Source organism: Corynebacterium sp. HMSC034A01, from assembly GCF_001838175.1.
Classification (GTDB): Bacteria; Actinomycetota; Actinomycetes; order Mycobacteriales; family Mycobacteriaceae; genus Corynebacterium.
In genome coordinates this window covers 49,256-64,683 of sequence record NZ_KV835973.1, presented here as the reverse complement: position 1 = coordinate 64,683, position 15,428 = coordinate 49,256, and the positions used below count along the sequence as shown (strand labels likewise).

At 63.6% G+C, this 15,428-nt stretch carries 20 protein-coding genes; 3 read left to right on the top strand and 17 right to left on the bottom strand.

The window, feature by feature from the left end; all coding sequences use genetic code 11:
• Positions 1-155 precede the first annotated feature (155 nt).
• The 10 genes from HMPREF2791_RS08035 to rpsH form a co-directional block, all read right to left on the bottom strand.
• On the bottom strand, positions 156-953 hold the full coding sequence (locus HMPREF2791_RS08035) for a L,D-transpeptidase (protein ID WP_070844967.1): 798 nt from the start codon (positions 951-953) through the stop codon (positions 156-158).
• 51 nt (positions 954-1,004) lie between these two features.
• Entirely contained in the window at positions 1,005-1,796 is a 792-nt protein-coding gene (gene map / locus HMPREF2791_RS08030; protein WP_070845034.1) for a type I methionyl aminopeptidase, read from the bottom strand.
• A gap of 79 nt (positions 1,797-1,875) precedes the next feature.
• A complete protein-coding gene (locus HMPREF2791_RS08025) occupies positions 1,876-2,421 on the bottom strand; it encodes an adenylate kinase (protein ID WP_070474971.1) in 546 nt (181 codons plus the stop codon).
• Complete coding sequence (secY, locus tag HMPREF2791_RS08020) at positions 2,421-3,749, bottom strand: preprotein translocase subunit SecY (RefSeq protein WP_070474972.1); 1,329 nt, start codon at positions 3,747-3,749, stop codon at positions 2,421-2,423. Before secY ends, HMPREF2791_RS08025 begins: the two co-directional genes overlap by 1 nt.
• Before the next feature lie 589 nt (positions 3,750-4,338).
• Positions 4,339-4,803: a 50S ribosomal protein L15 gene (gene rplO, locus HMPREF2791_RS08015; RefSeq protein WP_070474973.1), complete on the bottom strand. Its 465-nt coding sequence runs from the start codon at positions 4,801-4,803 to the stop codon at positions 4,339-4,341.
• 7 nt (positions 4,804-4,810) lie between these two features.
• Positions 4,811-4,996: a 50S ribosomal protein L30 gene (gene rpmD / locus HMPREF2791_RS08010; protein WP_070474974.1), complete on the bottom strand. Its 186-nt coding sequence runs from the start codon at positions 4,994-4,996 to the stop codon at positions 4,811-4,813.
• Positions 4,997-5,001: 5 nt separating this feature from the next.
• Positions 5,002-5,637 (bottom strand): 30S ribosomal protein S5, encoded by a 636-nt coding sequence (gene rpsE / locus HMPREF2791_RS08005; protein WP_070474975.1) that lies wholly within the window; start codon positions 5,635-5,637, stop codon positions 5,002-5,004.
• A gap of 40 nt (positions 5,638-5,677) precedes the next feature.
• Entirely contained in the window at positions 5,678-6,082 is a 405-nt protein-coding gene (gene rplR, locus HMPREF2791_RS08000) for a 50S ribosomal protein L18 (protein WP_070474976.1), read from the bottom strand.
• Positions 6,083-6,084: 2 nt separating this feature from the next.
• Complete coding sequence (gene rplF / locus HMPREF2791_RS07995; RefSeq protein WP_070474977.1) at positions 6,085-6,621, bottom strand: 50S ribosomal protein L6; 537 nt, start codon at positions 6,619-6,621, stop codon at positions 6,085-6,087.
• Between the two features lie 19 nt (positions 6,622-6,640).
• Positions 6,641-7,039, bottom strand: a complete 399-nt coding sequence (gene rpsH / locus HMPREF2791_RS07990) for a 30S ribosomal protein S8 (RefSeq protein ID WP_034997275.1) — start codon at positions 7,037-7,039, stop codon at positions 6,641-6,643.
• Between the two features lie 354 nt (positions 7,040-7,393).
• On the opposite strand from rpsH, the gene HMPREF2791_RS07985 reads away from it, so the two are divergent.
• The gene (locus HMPREF2791_RS07985; RefSeq protein WP_070844966.1) at positions 7,394-8,623 is read left to right on the top strand and encodes an amidohydrolase; all 1,230 of its coding nucleotides are present in this window, start codon (positions 7,394-7,396) and stop codon (positions 8,621-8,623) included.
• Positions 8,624-8,629: 6 nt separating this feature from the next.
• On the opposite strand, the gene HMPREF2791_RS07980 is transcribed toward HMPREF2791_RS07985, so the two are convergent.
• Entirely contained in the window at positions 8,630-9,343 is a 714-nt protein-coding gene (locus HMPREF2791_RS07980) for a DUF2786 domain-containing protein (protein ID WP_070474979.1), read from the bottom strand.
• Between the two features lie 178 nt (positions 9,344-9,521).
• On the opposite strand from HMPREF2791_RS07980, the gene HMPREF2791_RS07975 reads away from it, so the two are divergent.
• A complete protein-coding gene (locus HMPREF2791_RS07975; protein ID WP_070474980.1) occupies positions 9,522-10,277 on the top strand; it encodes a formate dehydrogenase accessory sulfurtransferase FdhD in 756 nt (251 codons plus the stop codon).
• Positions 10,278-10,284: 7 nt separating this feature from the next.
• Here HMPREF2791_RS07975 and HMPREF2791_RS07970 read toward each other — a convergent pair whose 3' ends face one another.
• On the bottom strand, positions 10,285-11,802 hold the full coding sequence (locus tag HMPREF2791_RS07970) for an OFA family MFS transporter (RefSeq protein ID WP_070844965.1): 1,518 nt from the start codon (positions 11,800-11,802) through the stop codon (positions 10,285-10,287).
• A 103-nt stretch (positions 11,803-11,905) separates the two neighbouring features.
• Between HMPREF2791_RS07970 and HMPREF2791_RS07965 the strand changes: the two genes are divergently transcribed.
• Entirely contained in the window at positions 11,906-13,081 is a 1,176-nt protein-coding gene (locus HMPREF2791_RS07965) for a hypothetical protein (protein ID WP_070474982.1), read from the top strand.
• 198 nt (positions 13,082-13,279) lie between these two features.
• On the opposite strand, the gene rplE is transcribed toward HMPREF2791_RS07965, so the two are convergent.
• From rplE to HMPREF2791_RS07940, 5 genes are all read right to left on the bottom strand, one after another.
• Complete coding sequence (rplE, locus tag HMPREF2791_RS07960) at positions 13,280-13,867, bottom strand: 50S ribosomal protein L5 (protein ID WP_070474983.1); 588 nt, start codon at positions 13,865-13,867, stop codon at positions 13,280-13,282.
• A complete protein-coding gene (gene rplX, locus HMPREF2791_RS07955; RefSeq protein WP_063937568.1) occupies positions 13,867-14,181 on the bottom strand; it encodes a 50S ribosomal protein L24 in 315 nt (104 codons plus the stop codon). The genes rplE and rplX overlap by 1 nt, the downstream gene beginning before the upstream one ends.
• A 2-nt stretch (positions 14,182-14,183) precedes the next feature.
• Positions 14,184-14,552, bottom strand: a complete 369-nt coding sequence (rplN, locus tag HMPREF2791_RS07950) for a 50S ribosomal protein L14 (RefSeq protein ID WP_070474984.1) — start codon at positions 14,550-14,552, stop codon at positions 14,184-14,186.
• A gap of 271 nt (positions 14,553-14,823) precedes the next feature.
• Positions 14,824-15,078 carry a hypothetical protein gene (locus HMPREF2791_RS07945; RefSeq protein ID WP_070474985.1) on the bottom strand — a complete coding sequence of 85 codons (255 nt, stop codon included), beginning with the start codon at positions 15,076-15,078 and terminating at the stop codon, positions 14,824-14,826.
• A gap of 40 nt (positions 15,079-15,118) precedes the next feature.
• Positions 15,119-15,346 (bottom strand): hypothetical protein, encoded by a 228-nt coding sequence (locus tag HMPREF2791_RS07940; protein ID WP_070844964.1) that lies wholly within the window; start codon positions 15,344-15,346, stop codon positions 15,119-15,121.
• Between the last annotated feature and the right edge of the window lie 82 nt (positions 15,347-15,428).

Sequence of the window (15,428 nt, the reverse complement as noted above, 5' to 3'; positions counted from 1 at the left end):
TCCTACGCCGCCTGAAAGTGCAGGCAGCAGACGTATTTACCGGTTACATGCGGCGCTCGTGCAGGTATGCACAAACACCGCTGGACTACATTAGCCATTTACCTGCGAAAACGCAAAAAGCCCCAGCGATAGCCGGGGCTTGTAGCGGGCGAGTGTTAGAACACGTAAACCTTGTCGCCGATCTGCAGGTCGTTGAAGTAGCGCTCCGCGTCGCCGCGGTACATGCGCACGCAGCCGTTGGACAGGTAGTTGGGGTCGCCCTGGTGGAATGCGATGCCGTTGTAGGTGAAGTAGGTCGCGTACGGCATCGGCGCGTTGCCGAACTCCCAGGAAATCTCGTCTTTGACCTTGCGGTTGACGTAGAACGTGCCGCGCGGGGTCTCCTGCCCCGGCTTGCCCGGCCCGATCAGGCCGGACTGGTAGTACATGACGCCGTTGTTCTGCAGCCAGGAGCGGCGGCCGTCGATGTCGACGCAGGCCTTCGCGTCAGCCGGGCACGGGCCGTAGTTGAAGTCCCCGCGCGGGTTCTGCTGCGGTGCCGGTGCCTGGGCGGGAGCCGGTGCCGGCTCAGGCTTCGGGGCGGGAGCCGGCTTCGGCTTCGGGGTCTTCTCCGCGATCAGGCCAGGGAAAAAGGTCTCGAGGATCTCGTCGATGCGCTTTTTCGCCTTCGCCGGCAGCTCCGGGTTGATGGCGGCCAGGCCGTCGGCCTGCTGGCGCAGACCGTTGCGGATGTTCCACGCGGTTTCGCGCGCGGACTTGTCCAGGTCGGCAAAGGCCGAGGTGGCCTGTTCGGACAGCGAGTCCAGGCTGGACATTGCGACCGGGTTCTGCGAAGGCGCAGCCTGCGCGTTCACCGGGGCGGCCAGGGAGGCAACGACACCGAGACCGGCGGCGAAGGTGGTTGCGCGCCGCTTCAGCGGCGACGGCTTTGCGTGGCGGGGACGGTAAGACATGGCGGAAGTATAACCCTTTTGCCAACAAACGCACTACAACGCGCCAGAAATTTACACGCGCGACGTAAGAATTTTCGGGCCTTCGGCGGTCGCCGCGACGGTGTGCTCCCAGTGGGCCGCGGGCGAGCGGTCCACAGACACCACGGTCCATTCGTCCTCGAGCACCTCGGTGTCCACTTCCCCGCCGAGGATCAGCATCGGCTCAATGGCCAGCACAGACCCCTCCTGGATGACGGGGCCGCGGTTCGGCTTGCCCTCGTTGGCCAAGTACGGATCCTCGTGCATCGTGTGGCCGATGCCGTGTCCGCCGTAGCCGTCGACGATGCCCAGCTCCACCCCGAAGCGCTCCTCGGCAGCAAAGGTGGCCAGCTCGAGCGCGTGCGAGACGTCGGTGAGTTTGTTGCCCGGCACCATCGCCTTGAGTCCTTCCGCGAGCACCCACTCGGTGGCGCGGTTGAGCGCGTCCACCTCGGGCGCCAGCTCGCCGACGCCGAAGGACCACGCGCTGTCGCCCACCCAGCCGTTCAATGTCGCGCCGCAGTCGATGGAGACCAGGTCGCCTTCTTCGAGCACAACGCTTGACGACGGAATCCCGTGCACGACCACCTCATTCACCGACGCGCAGATGGAGCCGGTGAACCCCTGGTAGCCCAAAAACGTCGGGGTCGCGCCGTGATCTCGGATCACCGTCTCGGCCACCTTGTCGAGGTCGAGGGTGCTTACGCCCGGCTTGGCGGCGGCGCGGACCTCCTGCAGGGCGATGCCGACGATGCGACCGGCGGCCTCCATGGCGTCGAGCTCAGCCGGCGTCTTGGCCGCGATCTTGCGTTTTCTGAAAACCATTGCGTTGTGGTCCTTTGGTTCGTCGATAAGCAAAAATGCGAAAGGCCGGTGCGAACACACCGGCCTTCGATTGAAAGGGCTACTTGCCCAGCGCTTCCATCGCGCGCTGGTTGATCTCGTCCACGTCGCCGACAGCGTCGATGGAGATGATCTGGTCGCCGTAGTGCTGGATCAACGGGGCGGTCTCGTCGCGGTAGACGCCGAGACGGGTGCGGATAGTCTCCTCGTTGTCGTCTGCGCGGCCGCGGGCGAGCATGCGCTCGACCACCACGTCCTCGTCGACCACGAAGTTGAGCACGCCGTCGAGCTTCTCGCCCTTCTTCTCCAGCAGCTCGGTGAGGATCTCAGCCTGCTCCACGGTGCGCGGGAAGCCGTCCAACAGGAAGCCCTCCTTCGCGTCATCCTGGTTCAGACGGTCTTCGACCATGCGCGCGGTGACGTCGGTAGGCACGAGCTTGCCCGCGTCGATGTAGCTTTTCGCCTCAACGCCGAGCGGGGTGCCCTCGCCGATGTTGGCGCGGAACAAATCGCCCGTGGAGATGTGCGGCACACCGAGTTTCTCGGAGAGAATCGTGGCTTGGGTGCCCTTGCCGGCACCGGGAGGGCCAAGGAGAACGAGACGCATTATCGCAGAAGTCCTTCGTAGTTGGATTGCAGGAGCTGGGATTCAATTTGCTTGACCGTGGTCAGAGCCACGGAAACCATAATCAGGATCGCGGTGCCGCCGAAGGCACTCATGCCCATCTGGCCGGAACCGGTGATGCCGGCGTCCATAGCCAAGTTCGGCAGAACGGCAATCACGGCGAGGTAGATGGCGCCGACGAACAGCAGACGGTTCATCACAAACGCCAGATACTCCGCGGTCGGACGGCCCGGACGGATGCCCGGGATGAAGCCGCCGTACTTCTTCATGTTCTCCGCCTGGTCCACCGGGTCGTACTGGATGGAGACGTAGAAGTAGGAGAAGAAGATGATCATCACCACGTAGGTGAGGATGTACTGCCAGGAACCCGGGTTCTGCAGCCACGCCATCACGTGGTTCATCCACCAGTTGTCCGGCGGAGTCGGGTTGTTCATGGTGACGATCTGGGTGATCAGCACCGGCACGTACATCAGCGAGGACGCGAAGATCACCGGGATCACGCCGGCCTGGTTCACCTTCAGCGGCAGGTAGGTCGAGGACCCGCCGTACTGGCGGCGGCCCACCATGCGCTTGGCGTACTGCACCGGGATGCGGCGCTGGCCCTGCTCGATGAACACGATGCCGACGACAAGCGCGATCAGCGCCAGCACGACGAGGGTCAGGGTGACCGCGCCAGACTGCTGGAGAATGAACGCGCCCTCAGACGGGATCTGGGTGGCAATGCCGGCGAAGATGAGAAGCGACATGCCGTTGCCAACGCCCTTCTCGGTGATGATCTCACCGAGCCACATGATCAGCACCGCACCGGAGGTCATGACGATGATCATCATCAGAAGCGTCCAAATGTTGCGGTCCTCGATCAGCACCGGCATGCCCTGGCCGAGCAGCTGCTCGCGGTCCGCCAGCGCCACGATGCCGGCGGACTGCAGCAGCGCCAGCGCCACCGTGAGGTAGCGGGTGTACTGCGTCATCTTCGCCTGGCCGGACTGGCCTTCCTTTTTCAGCTCCTCAAACTTCGGGATCACCACGGTGAGCAGCTGCACGATAATCGAGGCCGTAATGTACGGCATGATGCCGATGGCAAAGATGGAAAGCTGCAGCAGCGCGCCACCGGAGAACAGGCCGATGATGGAGAACATCGTCGCCTGGTCGCCCTGGGAGATCTCCTCCAGACGGGAGTTGATCAGCGCGTAGTCCACGCCCGGAGTGGGGATCTGGGCGCCGACGCGGTACAGAAACATCAGCGCAAGGGTGATCAGGATCTTCTTACGTAGATCCGGGTCCTTAAACGCCTGAGCAATAGCGGACACAAAGCCTCCTGGCCCCCGCCGCGCCACGGACGGGAGGTAGTGGACATTCGACTCCTCGCCCAGGTTTCGCGGGCACGCGAAAACCGGCGGGGCGGTCTTTTGACCCCACTACACTAACAGCCCTCGTTGGAAAGTTGATATTTCAGGTTGGGTTCGGGCGCGACTCCCAGTCTCCTCCCAGGCGTCCCTGCTGACGCATCGTGGCGGAATCCGTCAGGCGGGCCCTATCGGCCCAGGTCGGCACAAACGGCTGCCGTGATGTGTCAGAGGTGGCGGGAGGGGCCGGCTCCCCCGCCAAAATTGATTCACCGGCCGGTGAACAGATCCGCCCGTCGATTTCTCCGACCTGGGCAGAATGAACACATTGCCCACCCAACTAGGTATTTGTTCACTCGGACCGACCGCGCCAGTGAACAAATCCCCCACGCCCCAGACACTTCTCAGCGGAATCTGTCAGGCGGACCCTATCGGCCCAGCTCGGCGCTAACGGCCGCCGTAATGTGTCAGGATGCGCTCCCCCACCAACGGCGAAACCCCCGCCCGGGACGGGAATGTCCGGGGCGGGGGTTCGTCGTAAAGCTAAGTGCTCTTACGCACGCTTGGAGAACTCAACGACGTTGGCGGAGCCGCCAGCAGCCTTGATCTTCTCCTCAGCGGACTTGGAGAACTTGTTCGCGGTGACGTTGAGCGCGACGTTGATGTCGCCCTCTGCCAGCACCTTCACCGGCTGCTTCGGGCGAACGAGGCCCTTGGCAACAATGTCGGCGATGGCGATGTCGCCACCCTGCGGGAAGGCTTCTGCCAGATCCGCGACGTTGACCACCTGGTACTCGACGCGGTTCGGGTTCTTGAAGCCCTTCAGCTTCGGCAGACGCATGTGCAGCGGCATCTGGCCACCCTCAAAAGCAGCGGAAACCTGCTTACGAGCCTTGGTGCCCTTGGTGCCGCGACCAGCGGTCTTGCCCTTGGAGGCCTCACCGCGACCAACGCGGGTCTTGGCCTTGTTTGCGCCCTCTGCCGGGCGCAGATCATGGAGCTTGATGATGTCAGCCATGGTGTATCTACTCCCCTGCAACTTCTTCAACGGTGACGAGGTGGCGCACCTTGAGGATCTGGCCGCGGGTAGCAGCGTTGTCCTTCTTTACGACGGACTGGCCGATCTTGCGCAGACCGAGAGCCTCGAGGTTCTTACGGGTGGTCGGCTTCTCGCCGATCTTGCCGTGGTGCAGCGTAATCTTCAGTGCCATGGTGCTTAGGCCTCCTGTCCTGCGCGTGCGCGCAGCATACGAGCCGGTGCAACTTCCTCGACGGACTTGCCGCGCTTGGCAGCCACCTCTTCGGGGCGGACAAGCTGCTTCAGGCCTGCGACGGTTGCCTGGACCACGTTCAGGGCGTTGTCCGAGCCAAGGGACTTGGCCAGGATGTCCTGAATACCAGCGCACTCGAGCACCGGACGGACAGCGCCGCCGGCGATCACACCGGTACCCGGAGCAGCCGGGCGGAGCATGACGATGCCTGCGGCCTCTTCTGCCTGAACCGGGTGCGGGATGGTGCCGCCGATCATCGGGACGCGGAAGAAGTTCTTGCGAGCTTCCTCTGCGCCCTTCTGGATCGCGGCGGGAACTTCCTTTGCCTTGCCGTAGCCGACGCCGACCATGCCCTCACCGTCGCCGACGACGACGAGTGCGGTGAAGGACATGTTGCGGCCGCCCTTGACGGTCTTGGCAACACGGTTGATGGTGATGACGCGCTCGATGTACTTATCGCGCTCGTCGTTCTGGTTGTTGCGACGGTCGTCGCGGCGGCCACGGCCACCACGGTTGCCGCGGTCGTTGTTCTTCTGGTTGTCGGCGGAGCGCCCGCCGTCACGCCGTTCACGTTCGGCCATTACGCGATCCTTCCGTTGATGGTGATGTTTGCGGTGATCATTAGAACTTCAGACCACCTTCACGAGCTGCTTCAGCCAGAGCCGCGACGCGGCCGTGGTACTTGTAGCCGCCGCGGTCGAAGACGATTGCTTCGATGCCTGCAGCCTTGGCGCGCTCAGCGACGAGCTGGCCAACCTTGGCAGCCTTGTCCTTCTTATCGCCCTCCAGGTTGCGCACGTCCGCCTCGATGGACGACGCGGAGACCAGGGTGTGGCCTGCGAGGTCGTCGATGACCTGGACGTGGATGTGACGCGAGGAGCGGTGCACAACGAGACGCGGGGTCTCCGGGGTGCCGCGCAGCGTCTTGCGGATGCGGTTGTGGCGACGTGCGCGTGCCTCGCGGCGGCGGGACGAGATGTCCTTGCCAACCGGGGTGCGCTTGGTGTTCTCTGCAGTATTGCTCATGATTACTTACCCGTCTTTCCGACCTTGCGGCGGACCTGCTCGCCGGCGTAACGGATGCCCTTACCCTTGTACGGGTCATCCTTACGCAGACGGCGGATGTTTGCCGCAATCTGGCCAACCTGCTGCTTATCGGAACCTTCGATGGCCAACTTGGTGTTGCCGTCGACGGAGAACGTGATGCCTTCCGGCGCCTCGATCAGGATCGGGTGCGAGTAGCCGAGGGAGAACTCGAGGTCCTTACCCTTCTGCTGCACGCGGTAGCCGACGCCGAAGATCTCCATGTTGATCTTGTAGCCCTCGGTCACGCCCACGACCATGTTGTTGATCAGGGAGCGGGTCAGGCCATGCAGCGAGCGGTTGTCACGGTGGTCGTCCGGACGAGCCACCAGGATCTGGTTGTCCTCGACGGAAGCGGTGATCGGTGCCGGCATATCCAGGTCCTTGGTGCCCTTCGGGCCCTTGACCTCGACGTGCTGGCCGTCGATCTTCACCTCGACGTTGTTCGGGATTGCGATGGGTGCATTACCTACACGAGACATAAGTCTTTCAACCTCCCCTTTACCAGACGTAAGCGAGGACTTCCCCGCCTACACCCTTCTCTTGAGCCTGGCGGTCGGTGAGCAGGCCGTGGGACGTGGAGATGATTGCCACGCCCAAGCCACCGAGCACCTGAGGCAGGTCGTTGGACTTCGCGTACACGCGCAGGCCCGGCTTGGACACGCGGCGCAGACCAGCGATAGAAGGCTCGCGGGTCGGGCCGTACTTGAGGTTGAGCGTCAGCGACTTGGCGACCTTCTCTTCCTCAACTTTGTAGTCTTCGATGTAGCCTTCCTGCTTCAAGATCTCGGCGATGTTCACCTTGATCTTGGACGAAGGCATAGACACGGTGTCGTGCTGCGCAGTTGCTGCGTTGCGCACGCGCGACAGCATGTCCGCGATCGGATCAGTCATGGTCATTGTGGTGACCGTTACCTTTCTCGTTGCGGTTCCCATCCACCGGGTGACCTGCCGCGCGTGAGCGCTTGAGGTCGCGTTTTCCGCATGGTCTGTCGGGGGCTACTCACGCTGCCCACACTCAGTAGCGTGGGCCGCTCGCCGCCTCCCTTGCACGCGGTCCGCATCTTGGCGGGGGGCCTGCAACAAAGTTGGATGTTCAAATGTACTTCGGCTTGCGCAGGCCGAATCGTCGGCGCGCAAGTCCGAGGGGGTAACTTACCGCTTTCCTGCATCAATGAGCAAATCGCTTATCGACGGCCACGTTCACCGCCCCACCGAGGCGCAGGACTTTCACAACCCCATAGACTGCCCTGCATGGATACAGCCCTTGCACAGCTTGTTAAATCGCTGGCCGCCACGCGCGAGGCCCGCGAGGAACTTTACGTCTGGTTCCACCAGCATCCCGAGTTGTCGCTGCAGGAGCTGCAGACGTCCTCGAAGATCCGCTCGCGGCTGGACGCGCTGCAGCTGCCACACACGCAGGTGGGCGAAACCGGCACCGTGTGCGTATTGGAGAACGGCCCCGGCCCGGTGGTAGCCATCCGCGCGGACATCGACGGCCTGCCGGTGCAGGAGCGCTCCGGCAAGCCCTACGCCTCCACCGCCACGCAGGTGGACGCTGTCAGCGGCCGCGAGGAGCACGTCGCCCACGCCTGCGGGCACGACTTCCACATCATGGGCGTGCTCGGCGCGCTGGAGGCGTTCGCCGCCAACCGCGACTGCTGGCGCGGCACCCTGGTCGCCGTGTTCCAGCCCGCGGAGGAGGCGTACGCCGGATCGCGGGTGATGCTGGCCAACGGCATCCGCGAGGCAATGCCGAAGCCGGACGTCTACCTGGGCCAGCACGTGTTGCCGATGCTGCCCGCAGGTGTCGTGGGCACCCACCCGGGGCCGTTCATGTCCCAGGCGTTTTCCGCCCAGATCACCGTGTGGGGCAAAGGCACCCACGGCTCCATGCCGGAAAAGGGCGTGGACCCGGTCCTGCTCGCCTCCAACATCGTCACCCGCCTGCACACGGTGGTCTCCCGCGAGGTGCAGGCGAAAGACACCGCAGTGCTCACCGTCGGCGCGATCCACTCCGGCGTGAAGGCGAACGTGATCCCGGAAACCGCCAAACTTCTGGTCAACACTCGCGCCTACACCCGCGAGGTCAGCGACACGCTGCGCAGCGCGATCACCCGCATCGTCGAGGGCGAGTGCGCCGCAGCGGGCAGCCCGCGGGAGCCGGAGATCACCTTCTACGACGAGTACCCGCTCACGGACAACGACCCGGAGACCACCTCCCGCGTTCGCGGCGCATTCGACGCCCACTTCGGCAGCGATGCCACGGACTTGGACCAGATCCCCGCCTCGGAGGACTTCTCGATCATCCCGGACGCGCTCGGCGTGCCGTACACCTACTGGGGCTTGGGCGGCTTCAAGGACTGGGAAAACGCCCCCGGCAACCACTCCCCGACCTTCGCGCCCGACCTGCAGCCCACGCTCGACCGCGCGGCCGAGGCGATGATCGTGGCCGCGGCGGCGTGGCTCGTGAACGACGAGTAGTCCCCGCTAGAACGGCAGCGCCGGGAGCGAGCGCACCCGCGTCTGCCCAATGTCGGAGCGCTGCCCCGCCTCGTGGCCCTGGTCGAACGCATCCGCGTCGAAGGACCGCTTGGACGAGAAACTGCCTAAAAAGAAGCCCATCTCTGCGGCGAAATTGTCGCGGGCTTCGGTGGCTTTCTGGAAGTCGTCGACAAGCACGAGCCCATACTCCCCGTCCGATTCCTCCACGGTCTTTTCAGCTTCGGCGAGGCGTGCGCCGATGCTGGCGGCGAAGCCGGACATGAAGTTGCGGCGGCGCACCACCGCTGATTCGCTCCAGCTGGTCGCGCGCACTTTTTGCGCATCCGCCAGCATCACGGGCAATAGCATCGCGTAGAGCATGTCCACCCGCTCCAGGTGGCGCGCGCAGCCGAAGATGACGGCGTCTTTCATGCGCGTGGAGTTGTACACGCGCTGCGAAAATCCGGTGCAGTGCAGCGCGAATGCGATGGTCAGCAGCAGGTTCGCCTGCATCTCGGTGTATGCGCCGGCGAACTCGTAGGTGCGCTGACCCACCTCGTCGCCGTCCTCGGTGTCCAGGTCGCGTTGTTCGTAGCCGTACTCCGCCATGAGCTCGAACGCCCTGGCGTAGAACGCGTCGCCCTCCGGCGTGCCCTCACGGTCGCGGGCCTGGTTGAGCAGTTTCTGCAGTCGTTGTTTGATCTTGCCTTCGGTACGCATCGGACGCACCCACCCCTTTCTGTGTTCGGATGTGTGGGTGCAGTTGTAGCGGGGCGTCAAGGCGGATGTTTTCGGGCTTGTGGAATTTGCGTTCGCACCCCTGTGGATAACCCGCGTTTTCGCACGTAGATTCGCCGCAAGTTCGCGAGTTAACAATCCGGCGATACCATCGGTTTCCGTGAGCAGGACCAAACGCAGCTTCGCAGTGACCAAGATTTCCGCCGACGGCACCCGCGACACCCGTGCGGGCCAGGTCGCGGTTGAAGAGCCGTTGGAGATTCGGGCCGGTGGTGTGAGCGTCGCAACGCTGATGCGCACCCCGGGCCACGACATCGAACTCGCCCACGGCCTGCTGCTGGCGCGCGGGATGATCACGCGTGTCGAAGACGTGGTCACCGCCCGCTACTGCGAGGGCGCGATCGGCGGCGAAAACACCTACAACCTGCTGGATGTCCAGCTCGCGCGACCCTCGGCCCCGCAATTCATCGACCCGATCCCCGGCGACGCGTGCGGCATCTCCGCGGAGCAACGCGTGCGCGAGCTCGCCGCCAACCTCGACGTGCGCGACGAGTTCATGGAGCTCGACCCGTCCGCAATCTTCGCGCTTCCCGGGGTGTTGTCGCAGCACCGCACGCGCGACTTGCCCACGGCCGTCGCGGGCGATGCGGGGCGCCAGGACCTCGATCCTTTGAACGCCGTGCACAAGCTTGCGGGGCACATGCTTCTCGACGCCCTCCCGTCCCCCACCCTCACCCTCGCCACCGATGCGCAGGTGGGCTTCGAAAGCGTGCGCGCCGCCGCAGCAGCCGGATTCGGCGCGGTGGCCACCACCGCCGGCGTAACGTCGATGGCCGTGGAACTCGCCCGGGCCACCAACACCGTGCTCGTCGGCGAGGTGAGCGCCGAACGTTTCAGCGTCTACGCCGGGGCCTAAGGGGGGCTTAGCCGGCGAACATCTGCGAGGCCTTCACTGCAGTCTCCCACAGCCCGTAGACCAGCAGCGCCGCGATGACTAGCGCGAGCACGGTCGCCACCAGCGCGTGGATGGATCCAGCTCTACCGCTGGCCGCCGTCGTTGCGGACTCTCTCGCCGACGCACGATCCGCCTCCACCTTCGCGGCCACTTTCTCCGGGTCCTCGAACCACTTCTCCGCAACAGGCCTGACCAACACGTTCGCCACAAGCCCCACCGCGAGCAGCACACACATGATGTACAGCGAGAGCTGGTACAGCTCCGGACCGGAGTTGCCGCGGCTGGCCTGGCGCTCCACCACCATGTTGATGATCAGCGGGCCCGCCACGCCCGCCGCGGACCAGGCGGTGAGCAACCGGCCGTGGATCGCGCCGACCTGGTAGACCCCGAACAGGTCGCGCAGGTACGCCGGGATGGTGGCGAACCCGCCGCCGTAGAAGGTGAGCAGGATCAGGGTGCTGACAACGAACAGCGCCAGACTGGTGTGGCCGGCGGACGCCACCACGAAGTAGAAGATCAAGCCAACGCCCAGGTAGACCATGTAGATGTTCTTCCGGCCGATCACGTCGGAGGCGGACGACCAGATGAAGCGACCGCCCATGTTGGCCAGCGACAGCAACCCGACGAAGCCGGCGGCGGCCGCAGCACTCAGCGCCGGGTAGTAGTCCTGCACCATCGGCGCGGCGTTTTCCAGGATGCCGATGCCGGCGGTGATGTTGCAGAACAGGATCACCCACAGGCACCAGAACTGTGGTGTGCGAATCGCGTTGTTTGCGCTGACGTTGGCTCCGACGATGGCGACCTTCGCCGGTTTCACCTTGGTCTTCGGCGCGCCCGACGGGGTCCAGTCCGGGTGCGGCAGCCGGATGCAGTACGCACCCATGGCGATGACCAACAGATACACCACCGCAAGGGTGATGAACGTCGGTTCGAGACCCGCGGCACGGTCCGCGAGCTCGGCCCCGCCGCCGAACGCCTCCATCAGCCGATTCGACGCCGGCGACGCGATGAGCGCGCCGCCGCCAAAGCCCATGATCGCAAGCCCGGTGGCCAGGCCCGGCCGGTCCGGGAACCACTTCATAAGCGTGGACACGGGAGAGATGTAGCCGATGCCCAGGCCAATGCCGCCGATGAACCCGTAGCCGAAGTACACCAGCCAGAGGTTGCCGGTGCTGATGCCCAGCGTGGCCACCAGGAAACCGACCACCCACAGCACGCCTGCCACAGACATTGACGCGCGCGGGCCGACCTTTTCCACCCACGAGCCGAACAGCGCAGACGAGGTGCCCAGCATCCCGATAGCCAGCGAGAAGATCCACCCCACGGCAACTTCCCCCACCCCGAAGTGCTCCATCATCGCCTTCTTAAACACAGAGAACCCGTACACCTGCCCGATGGAGAGATGGATCGCCAACGCTGCCGGGACGATGAGCCAGCGGTTAAATTCCTTGGGTGCGATAATCGCACCCCGGGAGAAGAATGACATGGACGCTTCCTGCCGTCTCGCCTGCATAAATTACGAAGCGCATAATAACTCGCATGTGCGAAGAAACAGAAAGCTTCCATTCACACGAGGAGGTCAACGTCCGATGTTCTACGACGAAGCACTCCAACACGCCGGATCCACAACCGCCTCAGCGCTCGGCGCCCTGCAAACCGCGAAAGTATTCCTCCACGGTTACGCCCGGCCCTGCACAGCGAGGTGGCCGGAGGTCACCGCCATCATCAACAGCATCGAGTTCGATGAAGCAACGAGGGACTTTTCGCTTCACGACGACGCACGTGCCCGGATGGACACCTGCTACGACCAACTCGACAACGCGGTTGATGGTGCATGGCCCGACGCCCCAGACCCGGTCGATGACATCGCCATGAACGCGTTGGATGCCATCGCGGACCTCACATCGAACAGGGTGAAATACTGGGAACAGTTAGGAGTCGCACTGTCGCCCAACAAGGACGACTACCTCCACTTCATCCGCTCGCTCGCCGCCGCACGCAGCCGGGTCACCGGCGAAACGCTCCACTTCACCGAGATCGACGACGTGGGCAACGTGTTCGTCTTCGATGACTTCCTCCCACCGGTGCTCGCGGAGGACGGGCCGTCGATAGGCGCGCGCATGATCGAACGCGCGGGCGTCGATGAGCAGGGCGTCACCGTCGCCTACGAGCCTGGAGTGGTGTCGATTGTTGGCCCCGTTGAGACAGTGCGGAAGATCTACGACGCAAACGTGCAAGCCGAAGCCGCTGCGGCAGCCGCACGCACCACCTCCCCCACCAAACCGGCCGAGGACCGCGCAGATTACGAGCCGCTCGTCGATTTCACCATGGACTGCCCGTTGAGGTTCGAGGATGTGCTGGACGCGATGGGCAATCCTGAGCCGACCCCCATCATCGACCGCATGAACTGGGACGAATTCCTCGGAAACGGGTATCAGGCGACCCTGAGCCTGGACGGACAAGCGTTCGCGGCCACGGCCACAGAGAAGGACGGGGTGGTGACCGAGCTCGAGATCAGCCCGCAGAACAACGCCAGTTTCCTGGGCATCCCGTTCCACATCCCGGTGTCGAGGTTCACTGAGAAACTCGACGACCTCGGCATCCCCTGGGCCGACGACGGGCGTGCAGGAATCGTCCTCTACGAGCACTGGGTCACCCTTTACAACCACGACGGCCGGATTGAAGCTGTCCTGTGGCACAACCCGGAAACCCTCACCGACATAGAGCTGCTCGATTTGGCGTTCCCGCCCGACTCCGGCAACTGAAAGCACGTGTGGCGGGGTACACGCACACCCTAGCGCTTGGTTTTCGAACGGAGGACTTCGAAAACGACCCGATTTAGCACCGTTTTCGAAGTCTTCCGTTCGAAATCTACGGTTAGCAAGACGCCCGAGGCGCCCAACCCCACACACGCAAAACGCCCCCGGTCTAGAAAGAACCGGGGGCGTCAAGCAAGCGCAAACTTACGCGCGCTTCATCTTGCCGTCCTTGTCAGCGAACGGGAAGCCGAGGTGCGTCAGCAGGGCGCGACCCTCGTCGTCGTTCGTGGCAGTGGTAACGAGCGTGATGTCCATGCCACGGACGCGATCGATCTTGTCGATGTCGATCTCGTAGAACATGGTCTGCTCGGACAGGCCGAAGGTGTAGTTGCCGTTGCCGTCGAACTGCTTGTCGTTCAGGCCTCGGAAGTCGCGGATACGCGGCAGGGCGACGGTCAGCAGGCGGTCCAGGAACTCCCACATGCGGTCGCCGCGGAGGGTGACCTTCGCGCCGATCGGCATGCCTTCGCGGAGCTTGAAGTTAGCGATGGACTTCTTCGCGCGACGCAGCTGCGGCTTCTGGCCGGTGATCGCGGTGAGGTCCTCGAGCGCACCGTTGATGACCTTGGAGTCGCGGGCGGCGTCGCCCACACCCATGTTCACGACGATCTTGGTCAGGCCCGGGATCTGCATGACGTTGTCGTAGGAGAACTCGTCGTTGAGCTTGGTGCGGATCTCGTCCTGGTAACGCGTCTTCAGGCGGGGGGTGTAGTTCTGAATGCTCTCAGTCATTAGATGTCCTTCCCGTTCGACTTGGCTACGCGGATCTTCTTGCCGTCCTCGTCGAAGCGGAAGCCGACGCGGGTCGGCTTACCGTCGGAATCCAGGATCATCACGTTGGACACGTGGATCGGGGCTTCCTGGGTGACAATGCCGCCGGACTCGGCGCCGCGCTCGGTGTAGGAGTTTGCGACGTGCTTCTTGATGCGGTTCACGCCCTCGACCAGGACCTTGTCACGCTGCGGGTACGCCTCGATGACGCGGCCCTGAGCGCCCTTGTCCTTGCCGGCGATGACCTGGACCATATCGCCCTTCTTGATCTTCATACTTAGATCACCTCCGGTGCGAGAGACACGATCTTCATGAAGCGCTTGTCGCGCAGCTCACGAGCGACCGGGCCGAAGATGCGGGTGCCGCGCGGCTCGGTGTCGTTCTTGATGATGACGGCAGCGTTCTCGTCGAAGGAGATGTAGGAGCCGTCCGGACGACGGGTTTCCTTCTTCGCGCGGACGATGACAGCCTTGACGACCTCACCCTCCTTGACGTTGCCGCCCGGGGCAGCTTCCTTCACGGTGGCGACAATCGTGTCGCCGATGCCGGCGAAGCGTCGAACAGAACCGCCGAGAACGTTGATGCACAGAATTTCGCGTGCACCAGTGTTGTCGGCGACCTTCAGACGCGATTCTTTCTGAATCACAGTTGGTCTCCTGACCTGGATCAATGTGCGCCAGATTTCCGTCCTGCACGCACGTGGTCAATGCTTTCGGTGCCTATTGCTTATCGACGAACCATCACGTGGTCGAAGGGTCTCGGATGCTCAGCTCGGAAACGCGCGTCGCACCCGACCAGCAGTAGACAACTGGAGTATTCAACCACGAGCTGGGCCGATTCCCCAAATCTCACCCAAGAAAGCAAAACGCCCGCTCCCCGACGGGCGGGGGGCGGGACGAATAGCTCGCCTTACAGTTTTAGACAGAGCTTGCGGTGGCGGCACCGACGCCAAGCACGCCAGCGAGCGACAGGATGCTGAGGATCCAACCGACCGAAGACAGGGCAGCCGGGACCAGCAGCAGGTTCGGAGCCTGCGGGCCACCGTAGGCGCGCATCTCGTTGATGACCTGGTTCAGCGGCTCCGGATAGGTGGCCGCCTCTGCGACGGGGGCGTTGGCGCCGGTTACAACAGCAGCCGCGAGAGCAACAGCGGCGATACGACGGAACTTCATGTTCACTTATTCCTTTCAGGGACTTTTCGAGTCGCGTGTTTTACTTTGCGGCGGCGACGATGGACTGGATGATGCCGACGATGATGTTCAGGGAAGACAACGCTGCCGGCACGAGGATGATGTTCTGAGCCTCCCAGCCACCAACCTTGTAGATTTCGTACAGAACGCGGTTCAGCGGTTCCGGCGCGGGCTGTGCGGATGCTGCCGGCGCAGCGACAACGACGGTAGAAGCGACAGCCGCTGCGGCAACAAGACGGCGAAGTTTCATTGCAATCTCCAAAAAGTCACGGAAAACAGTGGGCGCTGGCCTCCATAAAAGACGACCTTGCGTCGATGACGTTACCGCCAGA